The organism is Marinobacter sp. M3C (assembly GCF_023311895.1).
Lineage (GTDB): Bacteria > Pseudomonadota > Gammaproteobacteria > Pseudomonadales > Oleiphilaceae > Marinobacter.
In genome coordinates, this window is the sequence record NZ_CP092284.1 from 3,608,288 (window position 1) to 3,634,253 (window position 25,966).

The window sequence follows — 25,966 nt, forward strand, 5'->3', positions numbered from 1 at the left end:
CGAGACGAGTGGGACTCAAGATTCTAACTGCTTTCATTTGCCCATGCTACGCCGGTTACCTTCTGCGCAGGGCTGCGGGTGTGTATAATCTTGCCAAATTATTTTGCAGGGTGTTTTCATGGATCGCTTGTTTGAATTTGTTGTTAACCATTACATTCTGGTGTCGGCATTCGTTGCCTTGCTGCTGGCGCTGCTGGCCCTGGAAACCCGCCGCGGTGGTGCCAAAATTTCCGCCCAAGGCGCTGTGAACCTTATTAACCGGGACGAAGCGGTGGTGGTGGACATCCGTGAGCGCAAAGAATTCAACGAAGGGCGCATCACGGGCTCGATGAATATTCCATTGAGCGCTCTGAAAAGCCGCAGCAGTGAGCTGTCCAAGCATAAAGAAAAACAGCTGATTGTGGTCGACAAGATGGGGCAGCATTCTGCTATGGCGGTCAAACAGCTTAATACTGACGGTTTTGCCAATGTGGTGCGCCTGAGCGGCGGAATTGCCGACTGGAAAGCCAGCAATTTGCCGCTGGTAAAGAAATAACGAAGGGTTGTGTTGCCGCCCAGCGCCGCAGCACGTCGCTTAATTCACGGGCAACCTGGCCCAGATTGATAATAAAGGACTGAACATGGCTGAGAATTCGCAAGCTGCAGCAGGCAATGAAAACCAGAACCAACCACAATTCGCCATGCAGCGCATTTACGTAAAAGATCTTTCTTTTGAATCCCCCAACGCTCCGACGGTGTTTCAGGAGCAGTGGAAGCCGCAGGTCAATCTTGATCTGAACACAGGGCATTCCAAAGTCAGCGATAATCAGTACGAAGTTGTGCTGTCGTTGACGGTAACGGCAAAAATCGAAGAGAAAGTCGCCTACATTGTTGAGATCCAACAAGCCGGCGTTTTTCTGGTAAACGGCGTTGAACCTCAGCAATTGGGCCACATGTTGGGTGCATATTGCCCGACTATTCTGTTCCCTTACGCCCGCGAAGCCATTGATAACCTGGTAAGCCGTGGCAGCTTTCCGGCACTGATGCTGGCGCCGGTTAACTTCGACGCGATTTATGCCCAGGCACTTCAGCGTAAGCAAGAAGAAGCGACGGCTGCAGAAGCCACCAGCGAGCCCAAAACTCACTGACTTTCTGAGCGGGCAAGAAAAGCCCGGCTTACGAGCCGGGTTTTTTATTCAGAACCGCAAAATGCGAGCTGTCGCCAAGCTTCATAAACCACCAGAGCGGCGGTATTCGACAGATTCAGGCTGCGGCTGTGAGAGCACATGGGCACTCTCAGGCGGTGGCCATCCGGTAGGGCATCGCGAACCGGTACGGGCAAGCCGCGGGTTTCCGGCCCAAACATCAGGTAGTCACCGTCCTGGTAACTGACCTCATGATAGTAGTGACTGCCTTTGGTGGTTAGCCCGAACAGCCGTTGCGGCTGCTCGGATTGTAAAAACGCCGGGTAACTTTCGTGCACTTTTACACTGGCGTATTCGCTGTAATCCAGCCCGGCCCGCCGCATCTGTTTGTCTTCCAGAGTAAACCCCAGTGGTTCAATCAGGTGCAGCTTACAACCGGTGTTGGCGCAGAGCCGGATAATATTTCCGGTATTCGGGGGAATCTCCGGCTCGTACAGCACGACATTCAGCATATTAAATTATGCGTTCCGTTTAACATGTAGAGCTATCGCTCAACCGCCAGCGCCACACCCATGCCGCCGCCAATGCACAGTGTCGCCAAGCCTTTTTTGGCATCTTGACGCACCATTTCGTGCAGCAGGCTGACCAGAATACGGCAGCCGGAGGCGCCGATCGGGTGGCCCATCGCAATAGCGCCGCCGTTTACGTTAACCTTGGCTAGGTCCCAGCCCATATCGCGGTTGACCGAAATAGCCTGGGCCGCGAAGGCTTCGTTGGCTTCAATCAGGTCCAGATCGCTAACATCCCAGCCCGCCAGTTTCAGGCAGCGTTTGCTCGCAGGAATCGGGCCGGTACCCATAATAGTGGGGTCTACACCAGCACTGGACTGGGCTTTGATGGTGGCGAGTACGGTCAAGCCCAGTTCTTTGGCCTTTTCAGCGCTGCACACCATAACGGCGGCTGCGCCATCGTTGATGGTCGAAGAGTTCGCGGCGGTGACTGTGCCGTCTTTTTTGAACGCAGGGCGCAGCTTGGACAGGCCTTCGACAGTGGTGCCATCGCGCGGGCCTTCGTCTTTAGCGACAATAATCGGGTCGCCTTTACGCTGGGGAATCGAAACCGGCACGATTTCGCCGTCAAAGCGACCGGCCTTTTGCGCTGCTACGGCTTTTTGTTGAGACGCAGCTGCGAATTGGTCTTGCTCTTCACGGCTGATGCCGTATTTCTCAACGATATTTTCGGTGGTTATGCCCATGTGATAGTCGTTGAATGCGTCCCACAGACCGTCATTGACCATGGTGTCTACCAATGCCCAGTTACCCATGCGCTGGCCATTGCGGCTGTTTGGGAGAACGTGGGGCGCCTGGCTCATGCTTTCCTGGCCACCGGCAATGACGATTTCTGCGTCGCCGTTGCGGATAGACTGTACTGCCATGTGCACGGCTTTCAGGCCGGAACCGCAAACCTTATTGATGGTCATAGCCGGCACAGTCGCCGGCAGCCCGGCGTTAATAGCTGCCTGGCGCGCTGGATTCTGGCCGCAACCCGCGGTGAGTACCTGCCCCATAACAACTTCGCTGACCTGGTCACCGGCAATGCCGGTTTCTTCCATCAGCGCTTTAATGACAGCCGTTCCAAGCTGGTCAGCGCGCAGGGTTGATAACCCCCCACCAAAACTGCCGACCGCCGTCCGCTTGGCGGCAACAATGACAACATCACGCATGAGCATTCTCCATTTTTAGCATGCGGGCGACAGATTTGCCGCGCCTGGGTGAAACTGCCCACAGTGTAGCCCTTTGACTGGCGAGCACCAACTGCTTAGTGCGCGACAGATTTAATGCTTTTGTATTACATTGCGGATCGCCTTCAGCCTGCACTGGCTCATAGCCTGGCCCAGTTCCGGCCCGCGGTAACCTTGGGCCAGTAAGGTTTTGGCTTGCACGCCCGCAGCCGCCTGCGCCGAATCTGCCAGCCGTTGCAGGGCGAGCTGCTGTAAAGGCAGGTTGGGGCTGTTTTGAAGAGGCAAGGTAACACGTAACAGTTGCAGCGCTTCTTGCAGGCGCTCGGGCCGGCGCCAGGCGTCTGCGGCGTTAAGGGCTTCCAGCAGCTGTTCGGCCGGTTCGTTTTCGCTGTCGGTAATGTTCATGCAGGATGAGCAGCGTAAGGTGCAGGCCAGGATGGCAAGCTCCTGGCAGGCTTTTGGCGCCTTTAATAAAGTCGCCCGATTGTTAGCCTGTACGCTGGAAAGCGGCAGTAATAACGCTGCAATTCGCTGCGCTGTGTTGGCATCGGGTAAATTCTGGTGCAATTGCTGCAGGGCGTGAAAGGCCTGCTGGCGTACGGGCTGCGCTGCAAATTCCGGCAGGAGTTCAATCAGCGCACCACAACTGTGTAGAACCTCAAAAAACGTTACCGGAGAAGCCTCGTGTAACGCGCGCTGAAGCTCTTGCCATACCCGTTCAGGCACCAGGTGGCCCACTTCGCCGGCGTTTGTCATTGCCTGCATCAATTGCAGCGTGTCGGGATGGACTTCGAAACCCTGGGGCACAAAGCGGGCGGCAAAACGTGCGGTGCGCAGAATGCGCAGGGGGTCCTCAGCGAAGGCTTCGGAAACGTGGCGCAGCAGGCGGTCTTGAAGATCCTGCCGGCCGCCAAAAGGGTCAATAATCTCGCCGTCTTCGGCTTGCGCCATGGCATTAACCGTCAGATCGCGGCGTTTCAGGTCTTCTTCGAGGGTTACGTCGGGTGCGCTGTACACCGCGAACCCGTGGTAGCCATGGCCTTGCTTGCGCTCGGTGCGCGCCAGCGCGTATTCCTCGTGGGTATCGGGGTGCAGGAACACCGGAAAATCAGCGCCCACTTGGCGAAAACCTTGTGCCAGCATGACTTCAGGCGTGGCGCCCACTACCACCCAGTCGCGGTCTTTAATTGGTAGGCCCAGCAGTTGATCGCGCACTGCGCCGCCAACCAGGTAGATGTCCATAAATGTGCCCATAATAACGAGAAGTTGTGGCGCAGATTAGGTTAGAAGCGGCTGCCACACAAGCCGCTGCCGGTTACGCAGGCGCGGCGGTCTTTTGCCGTTTACACTGAAGATATTTTAGCGCCTGCGTAAAAATTCGAACAAAGTCAGTAAGTTGGATAACCTGGCCCGATTCTTTCATATAATAGTTAAACCGCATTTTCGGAGATTAGTAATGACACTTCGCGTTATAACCGCGTTACTGGTGCTGTTGATGGCGACAGCTTGCGCGCCCACGGGGCAGCAGGGCCGCAACGCAGACGCTAACCGTTTCGCGCCCATCACCCTGCGGGTTAGCGGCTATGGCACCTATGAAGACGCCACAAAAGACCGGTTAGACACGCGCAAACGCCTGATGGCGCGCAGGGCTTCGCAGCTGGACGCCTATCGTAACCTGGCAGAACGGGTTTACGGCACGGTGGTTTATGGCGGGGCTACGGTGAGCGATTTTGTGCTGCAGAACGATGATTTTCGAGCCTACGTTGACAGTTATTTACGCGGTATGAAGACCGTATCTGTGAACGAGCACAGTGATGGAGTAGTGGAAACCGTCGTCGAATTGAAACTGGAACCACGCTTTCGACAGTGTGTTGCCAGTGTGCCCGACACCCAGGTAGCCCGTTATTGCTCGTTACCCTTGCCCCGTGAAAATGACAGTGCTGGCGATGTTCGCAGCGGCAACACCGATTCTCTCTACTACCTGGATTAAGCGATGACTGCTTGCTACCGAAGGTTAACGCTGCCTATTTCAATCGCTGTTGCCTGTGCTCTGGCACTGGTACTTGCCAGCCAGCCGCTGCTGGCCGCGGTTGTTGAGGGTGTCGGCCATGCCAGCATTCATAATGGTGATATTGATAGCGCCCGCGCCCTGGCACGGCAGGCGGCTCTGCGCGATATGGCGCTGCAATACGACGCTCGTATCAGCAACAGCGACACGGTTGAAAATGGCGTGCTGACCAGTTCGCGCCTGCGCGTTACCAGCGATGTCCGCGCCCGCAATGTGCAGGTGGTGGATGAGTTTCGCAGCGGCCAGCTACTGCGGGTGACCCTGCGCGCAGAAATGACCGCTCAGCAAAGCAGTTGTGGTAACGGTGCGGCGTCTACGTTGAAAAAACGCGTGGCGATTACCGGGTTTCCATTGTTGTACCCTGATCACGCCCGCGTTGGGCGCCTGGATGATGCCGGTGAAATGCTGCCGCAACAGTTACAGGCCCGGTTGCGTAACGCGGGCAGCGTGCAGGTTCTTTCGGCAACGAGCTTGAGGATGTATGGCGATTTGCTGAACGCACCCACCGCCCAGCAGGATGACAACCGGCTGACCAATGTGCGCCAACTGGCGCGGGAACTGGGTGCTCAGTTTGTGGTCAGCGGGGTTATACGGGACCTGGATGTGGCTGACCCTGCAGCTTGGAATACGTCGGTATTCGGCAAACTTAAACGTGGTTTGAACGCTGTCGATCAGACCCGGCGCTTTATTGCGGATATGGTGATTTATGATGGTTTTAGTGGGGCCCCGGTTTACCAGCAGCGCTTCAGTGCTCGCGCGCAATGGAATGCTGGCCCCGGCAGTGCCAGCGGTTTTGCCTCGGCCGGTTTTGAACAAACCGACTATGGTAAGGCGGTCGCGCAGGTAATGGATGACATGGCCAGGTCAGTGACGGATGCGCTGAATTGCCAACCGTTTATGACCCGAATCAGCCGTGTTGACGGTGAACTTGTCACTATTGAATCGGGTGCCACCTCCGGATTGCGGCCGTCAGCAACGTTGCAGGTATACCGCAGTGCGCAGCACTTTGAGGCTCTGGACGCAACACCTGAGCTGACTGAAACCGGGGTTAACATCACACTCAACAATGTTCACCCTGAATTCGCTTCCGGCAAGCTGTCGGCCCATGGTGGCCAAACCAATATCCAGCAGGACGATATTGCCGTGGTGTGGTAGCGCGTCGCGTGCGTGATCGTTCGCCAAAAAAAGACCCGCCGTGTGCGGGTCTTTTTTATGTTTCTGGGCTAAAAAACGTACGACAGGTTATGCGGCTTGTTTAGAAGCAATATCACGGATCTTGCTGATCATCGAACGCAAACCGTTTCCGCGAGTCGGGGAGATATGGCGGAATAAATCCAGGCGTTCAAACAACTCATCGATGTCGATGGCCAGAAGTTCACGGGGTTCGTGATTGTTCAGCGCCACCAGGATGATCGCCGCTAGTCCGCGCACAATAATGGCATCAGAATCGATCAGCAGAAACAGCTTGCCGCTGGCTTGATCATAGTGATGAGTCAGCCACACTTGGCTTTGGCAGCCGTGCACGTAATTCTTTTCGTTGCGTTCGGAATCCGGAAACGGCGGTAGCTGTTTGCCCAGGTCGATAATGAACGCGTAGCGATCTTCCCAGTCGTCCAAAAGCTCGAAGGCCTCAAACACGTCTTCCATTGTGGTGCTGGTACCCAGCGGATTTTTCGTGAAATCGGTTGCGCTGGTGGTCATTACAACATCCCCAGTTCCAGTTTGGCTTCGTCGGTCAGCATGTCGCTGGTCCAGGGCGGGTCAAAGGTCAGGTCTACCGTGACTTTATCAACGTTGGGCACGTGTTCCAGTTTGGTTTTCACATCTTCAGTAATCACCGGGCCCATGCCACAACCTGCGGCGGTAAGAGTCATGGTGATGTGAATGTGGTTGCCGTGCTCTGGTTCCTGCTCGATGGAGCAGTTGTAGATTAGCCCCAGCTCTACCACGTTGACCGGAATCTCTGGGTCATAACAATTACGCAGGGCTTCCCACATCTGGTTTTCGTTTACCGTGCCGTCTTCCGGAGTATCAAAATTACTGACCAGTGGCTGTTTGCCCAAAGCGTCGGCGTCGTGGCCTTCAATGCGTGCCAAATTGCCATTAACGGCCACTGTAAAGGTTCCGCCCAGCGACTGGGTAATGGTTACGAAGGTATCCGAAGGAATCATGATTTCCGTTCCGGAGGGAACCAGGCGGGCTTCCACTTCGCGTTTGGTCAGTACAACTTCCCGTTCTTGCATCTGTTACTCCGTCATACCACTGTAAAGCTTTCGCCGCAGCCACATTCTGCGGTGGCGTTGGGGTTGCGAAACTCAAAGGTGGAGTTCACGCCTTCGGTAACAAAATCAATTTCAATACCGTTCACCAGTGGCATGTGCTCGTCTTTTACAAACAGGTCCACACCGTCGATATGAAATATCCGGTCATCGCTGCCAGACTCTTCCACCCACTGGGTTTCGTATTTAAAGCCGGAACATCCGCTCTTTTTGATGGCAAGGCGAATGCCAAGGGCTTCGGGCTTTTTATCCAATTGCTTGCGCACGTGTTTAACGGCGCTGGCGGTCATGGTGACCGCAATCGTTGGGGTGAACACTTGGGCTGTCATAATTTCACCTCCATCAGGTAAACAGGCGCTGTATTTTTTGCAGAGCAGTGAACAATTGCTCTACTTCTTCCAGAGTATTGTAGAACGCAAACGAGGCCCGCGCTGTACCGGGAAGCCCGTAATACTCCATTAACGGCATGGCACAATGATGGCCAGTACGAATGGCAATGCTCTGCTGGTCGAGCAGAGTACCGATATCACTGGGGTGCAGACCGTCAATTTTAAAGGATATCAGCGGCACTTTATGGCGCGCTGTGCCAATCACGGTCATGCCCGGCACGCTAGCGACCAGCTCATTGGCGCGCTGGAGTAGGGCACTTTCGGCCGCTTCCATCGCGTCGCGATCCAGGGTGGCCAAATAATCAATAGCGGCGCCCAGGCCCACGGCTTCGGCAATGGCCGGAGTGCCGGCTTCAAACTTGTAAGGCAAGGTGTTGTAGGTGGTACCGGCAAAGCTCACCCGTTCAATCATCTCGCCGCCGCCCTGCCAGGGTGGCATAGCTTCTAGCAACTCGGCTTTGCCATAGAGCACACCAATGCCGGTGGGGCCAAACAGCTTGTGGGCCGAGAACACGTAAAAGTCGCAGTCCAGCGCCTGCACATCGGGCTGGAAGTGGGGCACGGCTTGAGCGCCATCTACCAGGGTGATCACGCCCTGTGCTTTGGCTTTGGCCACCATGTCAGCCACCGGATTCACGGTGCCTAACGCATTGGATACGTGGGTGATGGCCAGAATGCGGGTACGCTCACTCAACAGTGAATGAAACGAGTCCATGTCCAGCTCGCCTTCCGGCGTTACATCAATCGGCACTACCTTGGCACCGGTGCGCTCTGCCAGCATCTGCCAGGGCACGATGTTAGCGTGGTGCTCCATCTGGCTCAGCAAAATTTCGTCGCCCGGTTTGAGCAGCGGTGCCAGGCCGTTGGCCACCAGGTTGATGGCTTCGGTGGTGCCGCGGGTCCAGATAATTTCCCGTGCGCTGGGCGCATTTAAAAACTGCTGGACCTTCTTGCGCGCGCCTTCAAAGGCGGTAGTGGCGCGGTCAGCCAGGGTGTGGGCCCCACGGTGAACGTTGGAGTGCATTTCCCGATAGTAGCTGTCCATGGCCTGCAACACCGCTTCCGGGCGTTGTGATGAAGCGCCGTTGTCCAGGTAGACCAGCGGTTTGCCGTTTACCTGTTGCGACAGTATGGGGAAATCCCGGCGTACCGCGTGTACGTCAAACAGCGGTTGGGTGGTTTTGGCCGCGGACAAAGTGCTCATAACCGGTTATACCTCTTGGAATGCCTGGTCGAAGAACTTATTCAGGCCGGTGTTGGCGGTGTCGCGCACCTGTTCCACCGGAATCTGCGCCACCAGTTCATTGATAAACGCCATGGTCAGCAGAACTTTTGCATCGCGCGGGCTAAGGCCACGGGACACCAGATAAAATATGGATTCATTATCCAGCTGGCCGATGGTTGCGCCGTGAGCGCACTTTACGTCGTCGGCGTAAATTTCCAGTTCTGGCTTGGTGTCAATTTCCGCACCGTTGGTGAGCAGCAGATTTTTGTTGCTCATGTTGGCGTTGGATTTCTGCGCATCCTGATGAATATGTATACGGCCGTTAAAAATGGCGTGGGATTTATCTGCCGCAATGTTGCGGTAGTTTTCCTCACTGTTGCAAAGGGCCGCAACGTGTTCGATGGTGGTGTGGTTGTCGTAATGCTGGGTGCCCTGGGTAACCACGACACCATTGAGTTTGCACTCGGCATGTTCGCCCTCAAGACGGACGTGCAGGTCGTGGCGGCGCAGGGTCCCACCAAATCCGACGCTATGGCCTTCAAAGCGCGAATTGCGCTGCTGGCGCACGCCGGTGGTGCCGATGTGCTGCACATTCTGGCCTTCGGTATTCAGGCGCACACTGGTGATATTGGCGCCATCGCCCAGGCTGAACTCGGTGGCGGTATTGACCATCACCGGGCTGTCGCCGCTAGAAACATAGTCTTCTACCAGGGTGAGCTGGCTGTTGCTGCCTGCGGCTACCAAAATACAAGGAAAGGCAGATCCGCTGTGGCTGGCGCTGGTGTGGTGAATCACAAACAGTGGCTGGTCCAGCACGATGCCGGGCTGCAGCTGAATCAGCAGGCCGTCTTCAAAGCGCGCAGCGTTCAGCAACGACAGGTTCACCGAGCCGTGTTTTGCTGGCTGATCGCTGATGGATTTGCCCAGCAGGTCAGCGGCAAGCTCGGCGTCGTCACCGTTCAAATCACTAAAGCGCTGAATGCTAAGGCCTTCCAGCGTTGGGTAGTTGCTGGCTTCAGGGCGCACAACGCCATTCACCAGCACCACAGTGTAACCCTGAATGTCGGCGGCGGCGCCGGCACTGGCACTTAATGGCAAAGAACTGGCCATGTCGTCGGTCAGTTTCAGGTGTTTGGCCGAGTACTTCCAGTTTTCAGTTTTGCGCGTGGGCAGCAACAGATCCGTCAGGGCGCTGGCTCTGTTAGCCCTTAGCGCCAGCAGTGGCTCTGGCAGAGCTTCACCCGCCGATTGCAGAAAGGCGCTGGAAAGCATAGATGCAGATTTCATGTCGCGACCTCCCGATCAGTGGCTGGCAGTTGCTGCGTCGTTGACTCCGAGCCAACCGTAACCCTTCGCTTCCAGTTCCAAGGCCAATTCACGGCCGCCGGACTTGATGATTTTACCATCGGCTAGTACGTGTACGTAATCTGGAACAATGTAATCCAGCAGACGTTGATAATGGGTAATCATCAGAATGGCGCGATCGGGCGCGCGCAAGGCGTTTACGCCGTCGGAAACCACTTTCAGGGCGTCTATATCAAGGCCGGAATCGGTTTCGTCAAGAATGGCGAGTTTTGGCTGCAGCAGCAACGCCTGCATGATTTCGTTACGCTTCTTTTCGCCACCAGAAAAGCCTTCGTTCACGCCGCGTTTAAGAAAAGCGGGGTCCAGGTCGACCTGTTTGGAAACCTGTTTGGCCAGCTTCATGAATTCAGCGGCGTTCATGTCGTCTTTGCCCTGGTGCTTGCGCATGGCGTTAACGGCGGTGCGCAGGAACTGCAGGTTGCTGACGCCGGGAATTTCAACCGGGTATTGGAACGCCAGAAAAACGCCTTCGCGGGCACGCATTTCGGTGGGCAGTTCAAGCAGGTTGTCGCCGTTGAGGGTAACGTCGCCTTCGGTGACTTCAAATGCGTCATTGCCTGCCAGCACCTGCGATAGGGTACTTTTGCCGGAGCCGTTGGGGCCCATGATGGCGTGAACTTCGCCGGCTTTTATTTCCAGGTTGATGCCTTTGAGAATCTGTTTGCCTTCAACGGAGGCGTGCAGGTTTTTGATGCTCAGCATGTGTGATTTCTCTCTTTTAAGCTTTTGAATTCGTTTCAATCAAATTTTGGGCTTCTACAAAGCTTAACCGACCGAGCCTTCCAGGCTGACTTCCAGCAGTTTGCCGGCTTCTACCGCAAACTCCATGGGCAGCTCTTTGAAGACTTCTTTACAGAAGCCGTTGACGATCATGGATACAGCCTGTTCCGCGTTAATACCACGCTGGCGGCAGAGGAACATCTGTTCGTCGCTGACTTTCGAGGTGGTCGCTTCGTGTTCCACGATGGCCGACTTGTTCTTACTTTCTATGTACGGAAAAGTGTGGGCGCCGCAGCGGTCACCAATCAGCAAGGAGTCACACTGGGTGAAGTTTCGTGCGCCTTCGGCTCCCGGGTTGAACTTAATCAGACCGCGGTAGGTGTTTGAGCTGCGACCGGCGGAGATACCCTTGGAAATCACCGTGCTACGGGTGTTCTTGCCCAGGTGAATCATTTTCGTGCCGGTGTCGGCCTGCTGGTAGTTGTGGGTCAGCGCGACTGAGTAAAATTCACCCACGCTGTTGTCGCCACGCAGTATGCAGCTGGGGTATTTCCAGGTAACGGCTGAACCGGTTTCGACCTGGGTCCAGGATACTTTGGAGTTGTCACCGATGCAGGCGGCGCGCTTTGTAACAAAGTTGTAGATGCCGCCTTTGCCATTTTCATCGCCGGGGTACCAGTTCTGTACCGTGGAGTATTTGATCTGGGCGTCTTTCAGTAGCACCAGTTCGACGACCGCAGCGTGCAGCTGGTTTTCGTCGCGCATGGGTGCCGTGCAGCCTTCCAGGTAGCTAACGTAACTGCCCTCGTCGGCAATAATCAGGGTACGCTCGAACTGGCCGGTGTTGGCAGCATTGATGCGGAAATAGGTCGACAACTCCATCGGGCAGCGCACACCTTTGGGGATGTACACAAAGGAGCCGTCGGAGAATACCGCCGAATTGAGCGCGGCGAAGTAGTTGTCAGCGGCGGGAACCACGCTGCCCAGGTACTTCTTCACCAGTTCCGGATATTTTTGAACCGCTTCTGAAATCGGGCAGAAGATAACGCCTGCTTTTTCCAGTGGCTCTTTAAAAGTGGTGACGACCGACACAGAGTCGAATACTGCATCTACTGCAACGCCGGCCAGTTTGGCCCGCTCATGCAGAGGAATACCCAATTTTTCATAGGTGCGCAGCAGCTCAGGATCAACTTCGTCGAGGCTCTGGGGCATATCTTCCGGGCGCTTGGGCGCGGAGTAATAGGAAATCTCGTTGTACTTCACCTTAGGGTAATCAACGTGTGCCCAGTCAGGCTCTTCCATCTCGAGCCAGCGACGATAGGCTTTCAGGCGCCACTCCAGCATGAATTCGGGTTCTTGCTTGAGTTCAGAAAGACGGCGAATTACGTCTTCATTGAGGCCCGGCTCAAAGGTGTCTGACTCAATCTCGGTCACGAACCCGTGTTCGTATTCCCGTTTGATGAGTTCTCTTACCTCTTTGTCTGTGGTCGCCATGATCGTCGCTCCGTGTTCTTTTATCGTGGGCTGTGACGCCCTTTAATTTGCCAGCAACCGCAAAGGTTGCTGGGCTGATCTGTTGCTTATTGACGTTGATTGTACAATACCAGAGTAATTTAGTCAGGTATTAAATCGAGGAAAAACGCTTTAGACCGCAAACCGCTTTTAAAGCAGGTTGCGCGTCTGGGTTGTGGCCAGTGCGAGTTATTATACGTGTAGTTTAGCCTTGCGTGCCATTCGGTAGGATACGTGTCAGGTAGCTGTGAACAAGCTGCGCCGGAGTGTTTGGCGGCACAGGAATACGTACGATGTGGCCGCTGCCGGGGGCGCAATCCACAGTGCCGCCGTTCAGCTTTTCCATAGCAGGTAGGGTGAATCGCAGGTTGCCGCTGGGGGTGACCAGTTCCAGCAGGTCACCGATGAAGAATTTGTTTTTTACGGTGATGGTAAGCCACTGGTCGTTGGCGTCGGCGATGGCGCCCACCACCTGCTGGCTGCCCAGATAGGACGAACCCCGCTCGTAGCTCTGATATTCCTGGGGCAGGTGGCGGCGCAGGAATCCTTCGGTGTAACCGCGGTTCGATAGAGCTTCGAGCTCGTCCATCAGGCTCATGTCAAAAGGCTTGCCTTGCACAGCTTCGTCAATAGCCCGGCGGTAGGCCTGCGTAGTGCGTGCTACGTAGTAGGTGCTTTTGGTGCGGCCTTCAATTTTCAGTGAGTGCACGCCCATTTCGCACAGGGCGGCCACGTGCTGCACCGCGCGCAGGTCACGGGAATTCATGATGTAGGTGCCGTGTTCGTCCTCATAAGCAGGAATTAAACTGCCGGGCCGGTTGGGTTCTTCCAGCAGAATTTCCTTGGGTTCTATCTCCCTGGGTAAAGCCTCCTGCACAGGGTTGTCAGAAGAGCAGGCGATCAGGTCGCCGGTTTGATCGTGGCAGTGTGCCACCGGTTTGTAGTTCCAACGACAGGCGTTGGTGCAGGCGCCCTGGTTGGCATCGCGGTGGTTCATATAGCCCGACAGCAGGCAGCGGCCGGAGTAAGCCATGCACAGAGCGCCGTGTACAAACACTTCCAGTTCCATCTGCGGCACCCGCTCGCGGATCTCGCGAATTTCGTTCAGTGCCAGTTCCCGTGACAGAATTACCCGGCTGATGCCCTGGCTGCGCCAGAATTCTACTGTTGCCCAGTTTACCGCGTTGGCCTGAACAGACAGGTGTATGGGCTGGTCTGGCCAATGCTCTTTTACCAGCATGATTAAACCCGGGTCGGACATGATAAGCGCATCGGGTTGTTGCTCCAGCACCGGCGCCAGATCTTTCAGATAGGAGCGAACCTTGTCATTGTGGGGTGCAATGTTAGAGACCAGATAGAACTGTTTGCCTAAATTGTGAGCGCGCTCAATACCAGCGCCCAAGGCGGCTGCGTTCTTGAAACTGTTGTTGCGAACCCGCAGGGAATAGCGGGGCTGGCCGGCATAAACCGCATCGGCGCCATAGGCAAAGGCGGTTTCAAGGTGCTCGGGGGTGCCAGCGGGCGCAAGCAGTTCCGGGGTATTCATAACGGGCTCCGGGATGAGTATGTTGAGGATAGGGCGCTTATCAAGAGGCGCGAGCGCGCTATTGTGCCCGAGCCAATCGGAATGTCAGTTGACCTCGCTCAAGGGTATTATGGATTAATTTCAGCTAACATCTGTACGCTGAATGCTTTGATGGTTTATCTTTCACCACTGAATTTTTAAAAGATGACAATATATTCTGAGTCGGGAGGGGTTTCATGGCTGTAAACGGGCAGCAGCAGGCTGCGCGGGCATCTCTGAGTATCCGCGTGCGTGCTTTGATTGACGGCCAGCTGGCCAGAGGAAAGGTAGGTGTAGAGGTGGTGGCGTCACAGCTGCACATGAGCCGCTATACCTTGCACAAAAAGCTGCGAGCGGAAGGGCTAACTTTCGCGCGTATATTAGAGGACGTTCGCCGCAAGCAGGCGTTGGCCTACATGCAAGATAAAACCAAGCCGCTGGTAGAAATTGCCGAGCATCTTGGATTTTCAGAATTGAGTGCATTCAGCCGGGCGTTCAAGCGCTGGATGGGCTCGTCGCCGGCTGAATACCGCTCGGTCAGGTTTTCCTGAATCGAGCTTAGAACTTTTTAAACACCAGGCTGCCGTTGGTGCCGCCAAAGCCGAAACTGTTGCTCATCACATATTCCAGGTTCTGGTTTTCGCGCACTTCGCGCACGACCGGATAACCTTCTGCGCCTTCATCCAGATTTTCGATGTTGGCTGATGGGCAAATAAAGCTTTCACGCTGCATGATCAGGCTGTAAATGGCTTCGTGCACGCCGGCCGCGCCCAGAGCGTGGCCGCTCAGTGCTTTGGTAGAGCTCAGCGGCGGAATGCGGTCACCGAAGGCCTGCTTGATAGCTTTCAGTTCGGTGATGTCGCCGGCCGGCGTGCTGGTGCCGTGGGTGTTGATGTAGCTGATTTCGCCGTCGATGTTTTTCATCGCCTGCTGCATGCAGCGTACTGCACCCTCGCCGCTGGGGGCGACCATATCGGCGCCATCAGAGGTTGCGCCAAAGCCGACGACTTCCGCCAGAATGTTGGCGCCGCGGGCTTGTGCGTGTTCTAGAGCTTCCAGCACCAGGGTGCCGCCGCCGCCAGAAATCACGAAACCGTCACGGTTAGCATCGTAGGTGCGCGACGCTTTCTCCGGGGTGTCGTTGTACTTGGTGGACAGCGCGCCCATGGCGTCGAACAACATGCTCAGGCTCCAGTGGATGTCGTCGCCACCGCCGGCCAGCATGACGTCCTGGCGGCCCATAGCAATCAAATCTGCAGCGTGGCCAACCGCGTGGGTGCTGGTGGCACAGGCCGACGTAATGCCGTAGTTGACACCGGTGATGCCGAACGCCGTGGCAATGCTGGCATTAATAGAGCTGCCCATGGTGCGAGGCACCCGGTAAGGACCCACCCGTCGAATGCCTTTTGCACGATGGGTGTCGATGGCGTCCATCAGCTCCACGGTAGATGCACCACCGGTGCCGAAAATGGCCCCGGTGGTGTTGGCGCGGATCTGCTCGTCGGTCAGGCCGGACTGGGTCAGGGCTTCGACCGTAGACAGGTAGGCATAGCCGGCAGCCGGGCACATAAAGCGCCACAGCTTGCGATCAATCAATTCTGGAAGGTTCAGGTTGATCTGACCGCAAATCTGGCTGCGTAGGCCGTTATCGCGGGCTTCTTCGCTGAAGCCGATACCGGACTTCACTTCCCGCAGTGATTTGGTTACAGCTTTTATGTCGGTTCCAAGGCTAGACACAATGCCCATCCCGGTGATTACAACGCGACGCATGTCAGTCACTCCTAAAAATTGTCGGTGGAGGTGAACAAGCCTACCCGTAGGTCTTTGGCCGTATAAATTTCCTTGCCGTCCACTTCCATGCGGCCGTCAGCGATAGCCATGGTTAGCTTGCGCTTTATAAGGCGTTTAAAATCAAGATGGTAAGTGACTTTTTTGGCATTAGGAAGAACCTGGCCAAAGAATTTCACGTCACCGGAACCCAGCGCGCGGCCTTTGCCCCGGCCGCCGGTCCATGCCAGGTAGAAACCGAGCAGCTGCCACATGGCGTCAAGCCCCAGGCAGCCCGGCATAACGGGATCGCTGTCAAAGTGAACCTTGAAGAACCACAGGTCCGGATTGATATCCAGCTCTGCGGTCAGGCCACCTTTGCCGTAAAGCCCGCCTTCGCTCCCAATATGGGTGATGCGGTCGAACATCAGCATTTCATCAATGGGCAGGCGCATGCCAGCGCCCTTGAACAATTCACCGTGACCGCAGTCGATCAGGTCTTGTTTGCTAAACGTATTGGGGTACGGGTTGGAATCCATAGTGCCGATGTCTCTTTCACAAGATGATTTTCTATAACTTTAGCTCGAAATTCGCCTGATGCTATTGACCATTAGTGGATAATTACAAAATTTGCGCAATGTTTACCCGATTTTGCCGTCTGGCCGTGGGCTAGCCAATATGTGAGTGTAGCGCCACAGGAAAATACCAAAGGCGATCAGCCATAGCAGAGTGCTGACGCCAATACCGGCGTGCCAGCCCAGAATATTGAAGGCCGTCAGCACCCTTGCCACCGCGGCCAGCTGGATCAATACAAAGGCGGTTACCATACCCCGTGGCAGCACCAGCGGCCGGCCGGTGTGGCCCAGGGTTACCCGTGCTATAACCCCGAATATCAGGCAGCCAATGGCGCCTGCGCCCGCAGCGTGGGCCCAGGCGTTTGAAGGCCATTCCAACAACAGATGGCCCGCCAACAGAACCAGCGCCACCGGCACCCACAGAATCGACAGATGTAACACCCATAACAGCGGTTCTTTATGGGTCAACCAACCTTTCCAATTGTAAAGTCGCACCAACATAATACCCGCGGCAACGATGGCCATCACGCCGGCAAGGGTGCGCCAGCCGCTCACCAGCATTGCCAGGAGCACAATCATCGCAAATACGCTGGCCATATCCAGTTTGGCCGAATTTTTCACCAGCGTAGGGCTCAGCCCCTGGCGGCTCAGATAACCGCTGGTGAAGGCCGGTGTGATCCGCCCGCCAACAATACTGATCAGGGCCAGGCCCATCAGCAGTGCACCGTAGCCATAAACCGGATCAAGACGGGTAACGAAGCCGATTTGCATCAGCCATAAGAGGCCCAGTACCACCAGTATCATCAGTTGGCGTTTCTGCCGCGCGTGCCAGACACGCCAGCCGGCATCGATCATCACCAACGGCAGAAAGGCCAGATTCACACCCTGCACCAGCCAAACGGGAAGATCACCGCCAAATGCCAGCAATAGCCGGCCAGCAAGCCATACACCCCATAATAGAGCAAGGCGCAGCCCATGAATTCGATCGGTCTGGGTCCAGGTGCATACGGCCGTTAGCAGAAAGCCCGCAATGGCGGCGGTCAGGAACCCGAACAGCATTTCGTGCTGGTGCCATAGCACCCCGGGCAAGGCTAGTGGCAGTTGTAGCGTGCCTGTTGCCTGAAGCACCCATACTGGCAACACAACAACAACCAGCAGAGCCATAGACAGGAAGAAAATGCGAAAAGGGTAACCGAACAGCTGACCGATACTGGCGCGGTCGGCGGATGGTGTCGGAATCGCCATGGGGGTCTCCGTTAATAGTGGTATTTTAAGTATATGTTAAAGGAAGGCCAGTTCAAATGACATACCCGCATAGGAGTAGTCTGCGTACAATGTCGTTTTTGTCGTCGCGCTTTTGCCCTTCGATTTGGGCCGAGAGAGACTATTTTGCGCGGTTTATAATCAATTTCATCGAAATCAAGGAACCCTCCCCGTGTACATGACTTTAAAAAGCATACACATGCTTACCGCGTATCTGACGGTGACGCTTTTCGCACTCCGCTTGCTGATGGATGCCGTGGGCCGCCCCGGTTGGCGACAAACGCCCTTGCGTTGGATTCCCCACGCTAACGACACGGTGCTGCTGGCCAGCGCTATCAGCCTGGTGTTTGTAACGCCGTGGATGCCGTTAGTCCATGGCTGGTTAACGGCCAAAATAATCTTGCTGGTGGGTTATATAATAGCCGGGCTGTTCGCTTTAAAAGTCAGCGTTGATAAGCGCGCACGCATCGTGGCAGCGGTGCTTGCACTGGTTCAGATAGCCGCAATATTTTACTTGGCGACCGCCAAGCCAATACTGTTCTCCTAACGCGTTTGGGTCGCGCTGCGGGCTGTCCTTTGTGCCCGGGGCGCACCCCATTCTTGCCCAGCCTATTATCTGTTCGCAATCTGTTGTGAGAACACAGGCGAATCTGTTACCAGCAGGGCTCCGGCAGGGAATTTAGCTTCGCAACGGGCCAAAGAGCTTTTAGCTTGCTGAATTGTCTACCCCTGGAGTTTCGGCCGGTGATAGAAAAAATGATCCTGACTGGGGCAGGCGATATTCTGAATGACGTTGCGAAAGTTCACGCGGATCTGACAGAGGACATCAGTGCAGTAGTGAATTCAGGGTCATGGTGGCTCTCGTCGCATGAAGGTATTGTCACTCAGGAGCGCTAGAGGCGCGACCCGAGAGGCTAGATCATCAGTCGATTTGAATGGCGCGCCAGACACGGCTGGGCTGGGCGCCGTCGCGCTGGTAGTCGGCACAGGTGTCGTGACGTATCAGCTCGCTCTCAAGGCAGCTCACCACCAGCTGGCCCTGCTGGTCACCGGCCTGCCAGCGGACTGGCAGCCGCAGGCGAGAGCCATCCGCATCGGTCAGTGCGTCCTCGACCCAAACCCGGGCGGTGTTGCCGCGGGCCGCGAGCCACTGAAGCGCCGCCACCTGGGCGCACTGCTCGGCGGGCGTCAGTTGCGAGTCGCCGCGGTAGCAGGGCAGGTAGGGGCGATCCTCGGCCTCGGCCTGTAACAGGCGAGGCACGTCGTCGGTAGTGAGGCGACCGTACTTGCGTCGCGCAGGGAAGACCATGACGCTGGCGGCGAGCCGACAGCCACCCAGGTGGGAACTCTCCCAGACATCGAAGGGGTAAGCACACTGCTGCGCGGCGCTGGCCAGCGCCTTGTAGCTGCGGTAACCGAACTTGGCGCAGCACTTGTCCTTCTTGCCGTGGGTGCAGCAAAGAATCAGCGATCCCTCGACGCTGCCGGCTCGCCAGCGTTCGACTGATTTCCCATCGTCGAAGGCGTGCAGTAGCTCGGCCAGTTCTTCCCTCGCTACGTCGTATGTCCGACCCTCCGGCATTAGTACCAACCGATGGTGATGAGTTGGCTGTTCCTGGCGATGTATCAGATTCACCCGACGGCCGTCGTCGGCGATGGCGTTGAGCAGGTCGAGCACCTCTTCCGGCATATCACTGGCCTGGCGGAGGTTGCGCAGCCACTTGGCCCGCGGCCAGCTGATCAGCAGGTTGCGTGTGGCATGCGCGCCAGTGCCCACTAGCGGGTCGCCGATCTCGGCGCTTTCGATGGAACAGAACTTTCTTGGGGCGGCGGTCATCGGCGACTCATCGTGGTAACGGGACGGGATCCGCCATGCGCGATCCCGGACACCACCTGGGAAATCGGCGTGGTACCCGTCAGGCTGGGCACGCAGAGCAGGCGCTGAGTATGCGGATCGCGAATGACATGCGCATCAAGGTCGAAGACTTGCTTGAGATGGGCGCTAGTAAAGATCGTTTCCGGTGGCCCGCTATGTTCGATACGGCCCTGGCGCATCATTACCAGAATGTCGGCATAGGCCGCGGCCAGATTGAGGTCGTGTAGTACCACCAGCAGTGTGCGTCCCTTGTCGTGAGCGAGCAGAACCAGTAGCTCCAGGAGGTCCACCTGGACCTTCAGATCGAGAAAGGTCGTCGGCTCGTCGAGCAGGATCAAATCTGTGTCCTGAGCCAGGATCATAGCGATCCAGCAGCGCTGGCGCTGTCCACCGGAGAGCGCGTCGACACTGCGCTCGGCAAAGTCAGTGACATCGGCGTAGACCATTGCCTCGCGAATGGCGCGCGCATCCTGCTCGGCATCCTGTCGCCACCATCGCTGGTGGGGAAAGCGCCCCATACCGACCAGTTGCCTGACCGTCAGGCCCTCCGGTGCGGAAGGGCCCTGCGGTAAGATACCCAGACGCTGTGCCACCTCGCGTGTACTGCGGCGGTGGATGTCTTTGCCATCGAGACAGACGCGTCCGGCGCTGGGCACCAGGGTGCGCGCCAGTGTCTTCAGCAGTGTTGACTTTCCGCTACCGTTTGGGCCGAGCAGTACCGTCAGCTTGCCCTCGTCTACCGCAAAATCGACGCCGTTTAGCACATGCTGGGAGTTGTAACCGGCACGCAGGGCTTTGCCCGTCAGTCGAGGCGGCTTGGCGGGTGTCGGGGGCATGGGCTGGCTCGTTAGTGAGTATATGAGACTAAGAACCATAAGGTAAAACGTTCTCATTATCAATATTTGAAATCGCCTTAATCAGCATAGGATGCTCTCCGCCTTACGCCTTACCCATAGTAAAGGGCGTATCTTCGCCTTGTTTCCGGTGCCCTGTGTCATAAGTGTTTGGAGCGCCTAGTGGCGGGTACGATGCAGCAGAAAAACGAAGAAGGGCGCGCCCACCCCCGAGACGAAAATGCCGGCGGGGAGGTCTTTGGGGAGAAAGGCCACCCGGCCGAGCAGGTCGGCGTAGAGCACGATCAGTGCACCCACCAGGGCGGCGGCGGGTACCAGCCGGGCGAATCCTCGGCCCACCAGGCGGGAAGCGATATGCGGAGCGATCAGGCCCACGAAGCTGAGCCCTCCGGCGAAGGCCACGGCTGCGCCCGCCAGGGCCACGCTGCAGGCCACCATTACCAGCCGGCTGCGCAACAGGTTCACGCCGAGCCCCTGGGCCACTGCGTCACCGAGCGCCATGGCATCTATATGCCGTGCATAGGCCAAACACAACGGTACCGCCACCAGCACCCAGGGCAGCATGCCCAACACGTCCTGCCACTGAGCGGCGTAGAGGCTACCGGTTAGCCATACGTAGGCGGTCATAGCAACGGCATCGTCGCTGATCACGATCAACAGAGTGGTCAGGGCGCCCATGGCGGCGGACAGCCCGATGCCGACCAGCACCAGGCGCGAGGGAGCAACACCCCCCTTCCACGCCAGCAGGAACAGTAGCAGGGCAGCAAACAGTGCACCGATCAGCGCGGCGGCCGGCAGCCAATGGATGCTCAGAGTGGTGCCGAACAACGCCAGGAAGGTCACGGCGGCCAAGGCGGCGCCGCTGGTGATGCCGATCACATCGGGGGAGGCCAGCGGGTTGCGCACCATACCTTGGAGGATGGCACCGGCCACGGCCAGGGCCGCGCCCACCAGCACGGCCAGCAGGAGGCGCGGCAGACGCAGCTCCCAGACGATAAAGGCGATATCGCTGTCCTGCGGTGTCGCCAATGCGTGCAGGATTTCCGGGAACGAGGTGGGAAAGCTGCCGAGGCTAAGCGACAGGCCCATGCTGGACAGTAATACCAACCCTAGCAGGCCCAAGAGGCTCGTGTAGCGCGCCCGGCCGGCAGCGACGGTGGCGTCGATCGAAGGGGTCAGAGTCAAGGGGCGGGTCATGGTCAGGCCGGTTTCCTACGCGCGAGATGGATGAAAAAAGGCGTGCCGATCAGCGCGGTCATCACACCCACTGGCACATCCTGTGGGGCCATCAGGAAGCGCGAGGCCACATCAGCCAGCAGCAGCAGGCCCGCTCCCAGAAGGGCGCAGGCCGGCAGCAGCCAGCGGTGGTCGACGCCGAAAATCTCTCTCGCCATATGCGGCACAATTAGGCCAACGAAGCCGATCATGCCTGCCAGCGCCACCGAACTACCAGCCAGCAGGATCACCACCAGGCCTAGCAACAGCTTAATGGTGCCGACGCGCATGCCCAGGCCCTTGACTATGTCATCGCCCAGCAACAGGGCATTGGCGTGCCTGACGAGCAGGGCACACAGCAGCAGGGCGCCACCGAAGAGCGGCAGCAATGGCACCACCTGCGACAGCTCACGGCCGGAGACGGAACCGGCCAGCCAGTACAGCACGCTCTCGAAGCTCTGGCGGTCGATGATAAGCAGGCCCTGGCTGAACGAGACGAACATGGCGGTGACGGCTACCCCCGCCAACACCACTCGCAGCGGCGCCAGCTCCCCATGACGGCCGCGACTCAGTAGCACCACCAGGCAGGCCGCTACCAGGGCTCCCAGCAACGCTGCCCAAACGTAGTCGGCGGGGGTATGGAGGGGCAATAGAGAGACCGCGATCACCACGAAAAACATAGCTCCGGCATTGATCCCCAGTATGCTCGGCGAGGCCAGAGGGTTGCCGGTAATGGTCTGCATCAGGGCGCCGGCTATGGCCAGGCTTGCGCCGACCAGGGTGGCGATGACCGCCCGCGGCAGGCGCTCCGTGAACAGGATGATATGCGCGACCCGGCTGGGGTCGTAGTGAGTAAGCGCCTCGAAAAAAGTGGGCCAGGCGATTTCGGTAGTGCCCAGAATGACGCTTGCCACGAAAGCCGCGGCGACCAGAATCAGACCCAGCAGCAGTCCCAGGCCCCGGTAAAAACGGCCAATCAGCATGCGGCGGCCCCCTCGTCGCGGGGCTTGGGCACTTTGGTGATATCGGCGTCGCAAGCCCGCATGGCCGGCGTAGGCATCGAAAGCCTGTTGGGGTTATCCAGTCCGTAGTGGACATAGAGGCTATCGAGCATCGCGTTGGCGGCCAGGATGCCGCCGCCCATGATCCAGGTCACCGCATCCACCTCGAAGACGCGGTCATCCTGCACGGCATCCAGTCGCTGCCAGAGGGGGTGAGAGGCCCAGTGTCGATAGTTCCGAGCGATGGCGGGGTCGTCCGGCTCCAGCAGCACGAAAATAACGTCGGCGTTCAGGACGGGAATGTTCTCCTCACTCGTCAGCTTCATTCCCCAGCCCTGGTCATCTACGGCGCCCGGCTGCTCGTAGCCCAGCTCATCGAGGATCGAGCCGGCGAACCCCGTGGAGTAAAGACGCACATGGTCGCTCTTAAAGCGCACCACGGCGGCCTTCTGCGGCCAATCATCGCCCAAAGTGTCGGCGATCTGCCGGCGAAAATCGGCCACCCGGTCGTCCCACTGCCGTATCAATGCTCGGGCCCGGGCCTCGCGGCCGGTGGCCTGCGCCATCAGCGTCAGGCTGGCCTTGAAGTCGAAGACGGTGCCGGTGACCACCGTGGAGGCTATTTGCTCCAACAGCGGCCGAACCCGCTCGTGACGAAAGCGCGTGGCCACGATCAGGTCGGGGGCCAGCCAGGCCACCTTCTCCAGGTTGGGCTGGGTCTCCAGGCCGACGTGCTCGACGCCGGCCAGAGCCTCGCGCAGATAGCGATACATGGGTTTCTCCAGCCAGGAGTCAACGACGCCCACTGGGGTGATGCCGAGCGCTACCGCGCTGTCCGTCGCCCCCTGGTAGAGGGTGACGACCCGCTGCGGGGGGGCGGAGATATGGGTGTCACCGAAGGCATTGGCGACGCTGCGCCCGCTCTGGGGCGCATTCGCGGCGAGAGCGCTGGGCCCCAGCGCCAGGCCGACCAGCAGCCCGGCTCTGGTGCACCACAGGCCCAGCCGATATATACGCTTGCGGCCGAAGCGGTCGGCCAGGTAGTCGGTTAGCGGCATGGTCATGCTCGACAGCTTTTGTCATGGATACTCCCGTCGTGGAGCATGGCAGGCGCCAGGCTGGCGCCGCTCAATAAGACGGATCGCTCGGTCGCTTCGCCTCAGAAGTCGACTTGGTAGCCCAACGTGAGGGTGCGACCGCGGCCCTTGAAGTACAGGTCGTCTTCCAGCGCGGACGACTGGGGGAACGACTGCGAATAGTAGGTGAAGTAGTCCTTATCGGTGAGGTTCTCGATGCCTAAGCTGGCGCGACCCACCGGCAGGCGAAAGGCCAGGGAGGCATCGATCAGGCCGTAGCCGTTGAACTCGAGATCCGGATCGTCGAAGCTGCGGTCGAAGTAGCGGCTGTACTGCAGGTGCGTGGACAGCTTCTCGGTCCAGGCCGCGCTCCAGCCGAGCTTCAGGGTCTCCGGGGCGATGTCGCGGCCTGTCAGCTTGGTGTCGACCTGGCCGTCGCCGTCGGAGTCGGACTCGCCCTCGGCGTCTGTGTAGGTCAGCCGCAGGCGATGGGCATCGCTCGGGCGGGCCTCGCCTGTGATCTCATAGCCCTGGATCTCGGTCTTCTCGCGCTTGACCCGGTAGCTGCCTTGGGCATCGGGCTCGATGCGCTGGCCGAGGTCGGAGTTGGACTCGTAGTAGCTCAGCTCGAGGCTATAGCGATCCCAGTCGAAGCGCGCGCCGATCTCGCGGTTGTCGGTGACGATGGGAGAGAGGTCTATCAGGGTGTCGACGGACTGGCCGACGGTCTTGACCCCACGCAGTACCCGTCCGACGTCGGGCATGCCGAAGCCTTCCGAGTAGTTGGCGTAGAGCTGGGCCCAGTCGGAGACCTGATAGACCAGGCCGGCGTTGAACAGCGTCTCGTCGAAGTCGGGGTTGCCGCCGGTCACTGATACCAGGTCGTTCTCGACGCTGGTGCTGCGGTCCACGGTCGAGTAATCGTCGACGTTTAGCACGGCATGCTCCTGGCGGGCTCCGGCATGCAGGCTCAGCGAATCGGTCAGGTCGTAATCGGCCTGGAGAAAGGCGGCATAGTTGCGGAACTGGGTCTCGGGCACATAGTTGCGGCCGGTCTTCACCAGCACCTGCTGGGTCTCGTCATGCAGCAGGTCGAGGCCGGTGGTCAGCTTGAGGCGATCGTCGAGCAGACCGTCGCGGCTCAGGGTGAACTTGCCGCCGATCTTGTCGGATTCGTTGCGGGTTTGGTCAAATCGCGTCTCGCCGTTCTCGTCCTGGTAGGGGAAGGAGCTGAGGCCAGTAGCACCAAACTGGGCGCGGAAGCGCTGGGTATAGAGCTGGGCATCCAGCTCGTTGCCGAACCAGTCACCGTGGGAGTAGGACAGCTGGGCCTTGGTCGTCTTGTTGTAGCCGGGCTCGCCGTCCGGGTTGCCCTTGCGGGCCGTGGTGGGGATGCCCGCATCCCGATCGCCGGACACCGGCACGTAGTCGTCGTCGATGTCGAGGTCGAAATGGTTGACGGAGAACTCGAGGTTCTGGTTATCATCGATCCAGTAGCCGAGTTTGCCGAAGAAATCATAGCTGGAGGAGTTCTGAAGCTCGCCATGGTAGGCGGTGCCCACGACCTCGTCGTTGCCGTCGAAGAAGACCCCGCGTTTCTGGCTGCTGGCGGCGGCCAGGTAGTCCCAGTTGCCACTCTGGCCGCTGATGCGGTAGTCCAGCTTGTGGCCGAAGCCCTCGGACTCGAAGTCGCCGCCGCTGGTCAGGCTGATCCCGGCGTGCTGGTTGATAGTGCCTGCCTTGGCGCGCTTGGTGACATAGTTGATGATGCCGCCGGTGGCGCCCAGGCCGTGCTCGGCGCTGGCGCCGTGGATTACCTCGATGCGCTCGACCATGGAGAGGTCGATGGTGTAACTGTCGCGACCGCCGTCCCGGAGCGGGTTGGATTGTGGCACGCCGTCGAGCAGGAACAGCACCGAACGGCCGCGGAAGGTCTCGCCGGTGTTGTTGAGCTTCTGGCGACTCGGCGAGTAGGATGGGATTAGGTTACTTAGCACTTGGCTTGGGTCTTGGGTAATAGCCAGCTGCTGCTCGATCTCCTCGCGGGTGATAATGGTCACCTTCTGGGGCGTCTCGCCGGCTAGGCTCTTGTTGCGGGTGGCGGTGACAACGATAGGGGACAGCTCGTTGGTTGCCTGTGTCTGGTTTGTCGAGGCAGATTGCGCGACGGCCATGCCGGGCAAGACAGAGCAGAGAACGACTGACAGCAGCCGCTTGGTAGCAGGGTGATCGGAGTAGAGCATTCTGGACGGTTTCCCTTGTGTTGACCCGTGGTGGTCGGGCGGCCCCAAAGCCGTTGTGCGGGTACGGGCTTGCAGCATTAATCTAAATGATAATGCTTTATATTTGCAG

At 57.9% G+C, this 25,966-nt stretch carries 26 protein-coding genes; 6 read left to right on the top strand and 20 right to left on the bottom strand.

Annotated elements, in window-relative coordinates; translation table 11 throughout:
• The first annotated feature begins 118 nt into the window (after positions 1-118).
• Positions 119-535: a rhodanese-like domain-containing protein gene (locus MIH18_RS16895; RefSeq protein ID WP_249006200.1), complete on the top strand. Its 417-nt coding sequence runs from the start codon at positions 119-121 to the stop codon at positions 533-535.
• Positions 536-620: 85 nt separating this feature from the next.
• Positions 621-1,127, top strand: coding sequence for a protein-export chaperone SecB (gene secB / locus MIH18_RS16900; protein ID WP_249006199.1), 507 nt, complete (start codon positions 621-623; stop codon positions 1,125-1,127).
• A 44-nt stretch (positions 1,128-1,171) separates the two neighbouring features.
• On the opposite strand, the gene trmL is transcribed toward secB, so the two are convergent.
• From trmL to MIH18_RS16915, 3 genes are all read right to left on the bottom strand, one after another.
• Positions 1,172-1,636, bottom strand: a complete 465-nt coding sequence (gene trmL / locus MIH18_RS16905; RefSeq protein WP_249013007.1) for a tRNA (uridine(34)/cytosine(34)/5-carboxymethylaminomethyluridine(34)-2'-O)-methyltransferase TrmL — start codon at positions 1,634-1,636, stop codon at positions 1,172-1,174.
• A 32-nt stretch (positions 1,637-1,668) separates the two neighbouring features.
• On the bottom strand, positions 1,669-2,847 hold the full coding sequence (locus MIH18_RS16910) for an acetyl-CoA C-acetyltransferase (protein ID WP_249013008.1): 1,179 nt from the start codon (positions 2,845-2,847) through the stop codon (positions 1,669-1,671).
• A gap of 111 nt (positions 2,848-2,958) precedes the next feature.
• A complete protein-coding gene (locus MIH18_RS16915) occupies positions 2,959-4,107 on the bottom strand; it encodes a multifunctional CCA tRNA nucleotidyl transferase/2'3'-cyclic phosphodiesterase/2'nucleotidase/phosphatase (RefSeq protein WP_249013009.1) in 1,149 nt (382 codons plus the stop codon).
• Positions 4,108-4,321: 214 nt separating this feature from the next.
• Here MIH18_RS16915 and MIH18_RS16920 point away from each other — a divergent pair, with 214 nt between their 5' ends.
• Positions 4,322-4,855: an LPP20 family lipoprotein gene (locus MIH18_RS16920; protein WP_249013010.1), complete on the top strand. Its 534-nt coding sequence runs from the start codon at positions 4,322-4,324 to the stop codon at positions 4,853-4,855.
• Between the two features lie 3 nt (positions 4,856-4,858).
• Positions 4,859-6,088, top strand: coding sequence for a flagellar assembly protein FlgT (locus MIH18_RS16925; protein WP_249013011.1), 1,230 nt, complete (start codon positions 4,859-4,861; stop codon positions 6,086-6,088).
• Between the two features lie 87 nt (positions 6,089-6,175).
• On the opposite strand, the gene MIH18_RS16930 is transcribed toward MIH18_RS16925, so the two are convergent.
• The 8 genes from MIH18_RS16930 to yegQ all read right to left on the bottom strand — a co-directional run bounded on the left by MIH18_RS16930 (position 6,176) and on the right by yegQ (position 13,969).
• Complete coding sequence (locus MIH18_RS16930; RefSeq protein ID WP_249006193.1) at positions 6,176-6,634, bottom strand: SufE family protein; 459 nt, start codon at positions 6,632-6,634, stop codon at positions 6,176-6,178.
• Positions 6,634-7,176 (bottom strand): putative Fe-S cluster assembly protein SufT, encoded by a 543-nt coding sequence (sufT, locus tag MIH18_RS16935; protein WP_249006192.1) that lies wholly within the window; start codon positions 7,174-7,176, stop codon positions 6,634-6,636. The genes MIH18_RS16930 and sufT overlap by 1 nt, the downstream gene beginning before the upstream one ends.
• An 11-nt stretch (positions 7,177-7,187) precedes the next feature.
• Positions 7,188-7,541 carry an iron-sulfur cluster assembly accessory protein gene (locus MIH18_RS16940; protein WP_249013012.1) on the bottom strand — a complete coding sequence of 118 codons (354 nt, stop codon included), beginning with the start codon at positions 7,539-7,541 and terminating at the stop codon, positions 7,188-7,190.
• A gap of 13 nt (positions 7,542-7,554) precedes the next feature.
• Positions 7,555-8,805, bottom strand: a complete 1,251-nt coding sequence (locus MIH18_RS16945; protein WP_249013013.1) for a cysteine desulfurase — start codon at positions 8,803-8,805, stop codon at positions 7,555-7,557.
• A gap of 6 nt (positions 8,806-8,811) precedes the next feature.
• The gene (gene sufD / locus MIH18_RS16950) at positions 8,812-10,113 is read right to left on the bottom strand and encodes a Fe-S cluster assembly protein SufD (RefSeq protein WP_249013014.1); all 1,302 of its coding nucleotides are present in this window, start codon (positions 10,111-10,113) and stop codon (positions 8,812-8,814) included.
• A 15-nt stretch (positions 10,114-10,128) separates the two neighbouring features.
• Entirely contained in the window at positions 10,129-10,893 is a 765-nt protein-coding gene (gene sufC, locus MIH18_RS16955; protein ID WP_249006188.1) for a Fe-S cluster assembly ATPase SufC, read from the bottom strand.
• 63 nt (positions 10,894-10,956) lie between these two features.
• Positions 10,957-12,405: a Fe-S cluster assembly protein SufB gene (gene sufB / locus MIH18_RS16960; RefSeq protein ID WP_249006187.1), complete on the bottom strand. Its 1,449-nt coding sequence runs from the start codon at positions 12,403-12,405 to the stop codon at positions 10,957-10,959.
• A 223-nt stretch (positions 12,406-12,628) separates the two neighbouring features.
• Complete coding sequence (gene yegQ, locus MIH18_RS16965; RefSeq protein WP_249013015.1) at positions 12,629-13,969, bottom strand: tRNA 5-hydroxyuridine modification protein YegQ; 1,341 nt, start codon at positions 13,967-13,969, stop codon at positions 12,629-12,631.
• 215 nt (positions 13,970-14,184) lie between these two features.
• On the opposite strand from yegQ, the gene MIH18_RS16970 reads away from it, so the two are divergent.
• Positions 14,185-14,538, top strand: a complete 354-nt coding sequence (locus tag MIH18_RS16970; RefSeq protein WP_249006185.1) for a helix-turn-helix transcriptional regulator — start codon at positions 14,185-14,187, stop codon at positions 14,536-14,538.
• Between the two features lie 7 nt (positions 14,539-14,545).
• Here MIH18_RS16970 and MIH18_RS16975 read toward each other — a convergent pair whose 3' ends face one another.
• The 3 genes from MIH18_RS16975 to MIH18_RS16985 form a co-directional block, all read right to left on the bottom strand.
• Complete coding sequence (locus MIH18_RS16975; protein WP_249006184.1) at positions 14,546-15,757, bottom strand: beta-ketoacyl synthase N-terminal-like domain-containing protein; 1,212 nt, start codon at positions 15,755-15,757, stop codon at positions 14,546-14,548.
• A gap of 11 nt (positions 15,758-15,768) precedes the next feature.
• Complete coding sequence (gene fabA / locus MIH18_RS16980) at positions 15,769-16,293, bottom strand: bifunctional 3-hydroxydecanoyl-ACP dehydratase/trans-2-decenoyl-ACP isomerase (protein ID WP_249006183.1); 525 nt, start codon at positions 16,291-16,293, stop codon at positions 15,769-15,771.
• A 102-nt stretch (positions 16,294-16,395) separates the two neighbouring features.
• Positions 16,396-17,574, bottom strand: a complete 1,179-nt coding sequence (locus MIH18_RS16985; RefSeq protein WP_249006182.1) for an NnrS family protein — start codon at positions 17,572-17,574, stop codon at positions 16,396-16,398.
• Positions 17,575-17,770: 196 nt separating this feature from the next.
• Between MIH18_RS16985 and MIH18_RS16990 the strand changes: the two genes are divergently transcribed.
• Complete coding sequence (locus MIH18_RS16990; protein ID WP_249009050.1) at positions 17,771-18,139, top strand: SirB2 family protein; 369 nt, start codon at positions 17,771-17,773, stop codon at positions 18,137-18,139.
• A gap of 375 nt (positions 18,140-18,514) precedes the next feature.
• On the opposite strand, the gene MIH18_RS16995 is transcribed toward MIH18_RS16990, so the two are convergent.
• The 6 genes from MIH18_RS16995 to MIH18_RS17020 form a co-directional block, all read right to left on the bottom strand.
• Positions 18,515-19,429, bottom strand: coding sequence for a sucrase ferredoxin (locus MIH18_RS16995; protein ID WP_249006181.1), 915 nt, complete (start codon positions 19,427-19,429; stop codon positions 18,515-18,517).
• The gene (locus tag MIH18_RS17000; protein WP_249006180.1) at positions 19,426-20,304 is read right to left on the bottom strand and encodes an ABC transporter ATP-binding protein; all 879 of its coding nucleotides are present in this window, start codon (positions 20,302-20,304) and stop codon (positions 19,426-19,428) included. The genes MIH18_RS16995 and MIH18_RS17000 overlap by 4 nt, the downstream gene beginning before the upstream one ends.
• A gap of 177 nt (positions 20,305-20,481) precedes the next feature.
• Positions 20,482-21,519 (bottom strand): iron ABC transporter permease, encoded by a 1,038-nt coding sequence (locus tag MIH18_RS17005; protein ID WP_249006179.1) that lies wholly within the window; start codon positions 21,517-21,519, stop codon positions 20,482-20,484.
• Positions 21,520-21,521: 2 nt separating this feature from the next.
• Complete coding sequence (locus tag MIH18_RS17010) at positions 21,522-22,520, bottom strand: iron ABC transporter permease (protein ID WP_249006178.1); 999 nt, start codon at positions 22,518-22,520, stop codon at positions 21,522-21,524.
• On the bottom strand, positions 22,514-23,602 hold the full coding sequence (locus MIH18_RS17015) for an iron-siderophore ABC transporter substrate-binding protein (RefSeq protein ID WP_249006177.1): 1,089 nt from the start codon (positions 23,600-23,602) through the stop codon (positions 22,514-22,516). Before MIH18_RS17015 ends, MIH18_RS17010 begins: the two co-directional genes overlap by 7 nt.
• A 95-nt stretch (positions 23,603-23,697) precedes the next feature.
• Positions 23,698-25,857: a TonB-dependent receptor gene (locus MIH18_RS17020; RefSeq protein WP_249013016.1), complete on the bottom strand. Its 2,160-nt coding sequence runs from the start codon at positions 25,855-25,857 to the stop codon at positions 23,698-23,700.
• Between the last annotated feature and the right edge of the window lie 109 nt (positions 25,858-25,966).

Coding starts and splice junctions, on each gene's coding strand:
- MIH18_RS16895 (WP_249006200.1), top strand. CDS start 119: ATGGATCGCTTGTTTGAATTTGTTGTTAACCATTACATTCTGGTGTCG.
- secB (WP_249006199.1), top strand. CDS start 621: ATGGCTGAGAATTCGCAAGCTGCAGCAGGCAATGAAAACCAGAACCAA.
- trmL (WP_249013007.1), bottom strand. CDS start 1,636: ATGCTGAATGTCGTGCTGTACGAGCCGGAGATTCCCCCGAATACCGGA.
- MIH18_RS16910 (WP_249013008.1), bottom strand. CDS start 2,847: ATGCGTGATGTTGTCATTGTTGCCGCCAAGCGGACGGCGGTCGGCAGT.
- MIH18_RS16915 (WP_249013009.1), bottom strand. CDS start 4,107: ATGGACATCTACCTGGTTGGCGGCGCAGTGCGCGATCAACTGCTGGGC.
- MIH18_RS16920 (WP_249013010.1), top strand. CDS start 4,322: ATGACACTTCGCGTTATAACCGCGTTACTGGTGCTGTTGATGGCGACA.
- MIH18_RS16925 (WP_249013011.1), top strand. CDS start 4,859: ATGACTGCTTGCTACCGAAGGTTAACGCTGCCTATTTCAATCGCTGTT.
- MIH18_RS16930 (WP_249006193.1), bottom strand. CDS start 6,634: ATGACCACCAGCGCAACCGATTTCACGAAAAATCCGCTGGGTACCAGC.
- sufT (WP_249006192.1), bottom strand. CDS start 7,176: ATGCAAGAACGGGAAGTTGTACTGACCAAACGCGAAGTGGAAGCCCGC.
- MIH18_RS16940 (WP_249013012.1), bottom strand. CDS start 7,541: ATGACAGCCCAAGTGTTCACCCCAACGATTGCGGTCACCATGACCGCC.
- MIH18_RS16945 (WP_249013013.1), bottom strand. CDS start 8,805: ATGAGCACTTTGTCCGCGGCCAAAACCACCCAACCGCTGTTTGACGTA.
- sufD (WP_249013014.1), bottom strand. CDS start 10,113: ATGAAATCTGCATCTATGCTTTCCAGCGCCTTTCTGCAATCGGCGGGT.
- sufC (WP_249006188.1), bottom strand. CDS start 10,893: ATGCTGAGCATCAAAAACCTGCACGCCTCCGTTGAAGGCAAACAGATT.
- sufB (WP_249006187.1), bottom strand. CDS start 12,405: ATGGCGACCACAGACAAAGAGGTAAGAGAACTCATCAAACGGGAATAC.
- yegQ (WP_249013015.1), bottom strand. CDS start 13,969: ATGAATACCCCGGAACTGCTTGCGCCCGCTGGCACCCCCGAGCACCTT.
- MIH18_RS16970 (WP_249006185.1), top strand. CDS start 14,185: ATGGCTGTAAACGGGCAGCAGCAGGCTGCGCGGGCATCTCTGAGTATC.
- MIH18_RS16975 (WP_249006184.1), bottom strand. CDS start 15,757: ATGCGTCGCGTTGTAATCACCGGGATGGGCATTGTGTCTAGCCTTGGA.
- fabA (WP_249006183.1), bottom strand. CDS start 16,293: ATGGATTCCAACCCGTACCCCAATACGTTTAGCAAACAAGACCTGATC.
- MIH18_RS16985 (WP_249006182.1), bottom strand. CDS start 17,574: ATGGCGATTCCGACACCATCCGCCGACCGCGCCAGTATCGGTCAGCTG.
- MIH18_RS16990 (WP_249009050.1), top strand. CDS start 17,771: ATGACTTTAAAAAGCATACACATGCTTACCGCGTATCTGACGGTGACG.
- MIH18_RS16995 (WP_249006181.1), bottom strand. CDS start 19,429: ATGACCGCCGCCCCAAGAAAGTTCTGTTCCATCGAAAGCGCCGAGATC.
- MIH18_RS17000 (WP_249006180.1), bottom strand. CDS start 20,304: ATGCCCCCGACACCCGCCAAGCCGCCTCGACTGACGGGCAAAGCCCTG.
- MIH18_RS17005 (WP_249006179.1), bottom strand. CDS start 21,519: ATGACCCGCCCCTTGACTCTGACCCCTTCGATCGACGCCACCGTCGCT.
- MIH18_RS17010 (WP_249006178.1), bottom strand. CDS start 22,520: ATGCTGATTGGCCGTTTTTACCGGGGCCTGGGACTGCTGCTGGGTCTG.
- MIH18_RS17015 (WP_249006177.1), bottom strand. CDS start 23,602: ATGACCATGCCGCTAACCGACTACCTGGCCGACCGCTTCGGCCGCAAG.
- MIH18_RS17020 (WP_249013016.1), bottom strand. CDS start 25,857: ATGCTCTACTCCGATCACCCTGCTACCAAGCGGCTGCTGTCAGTCGTT.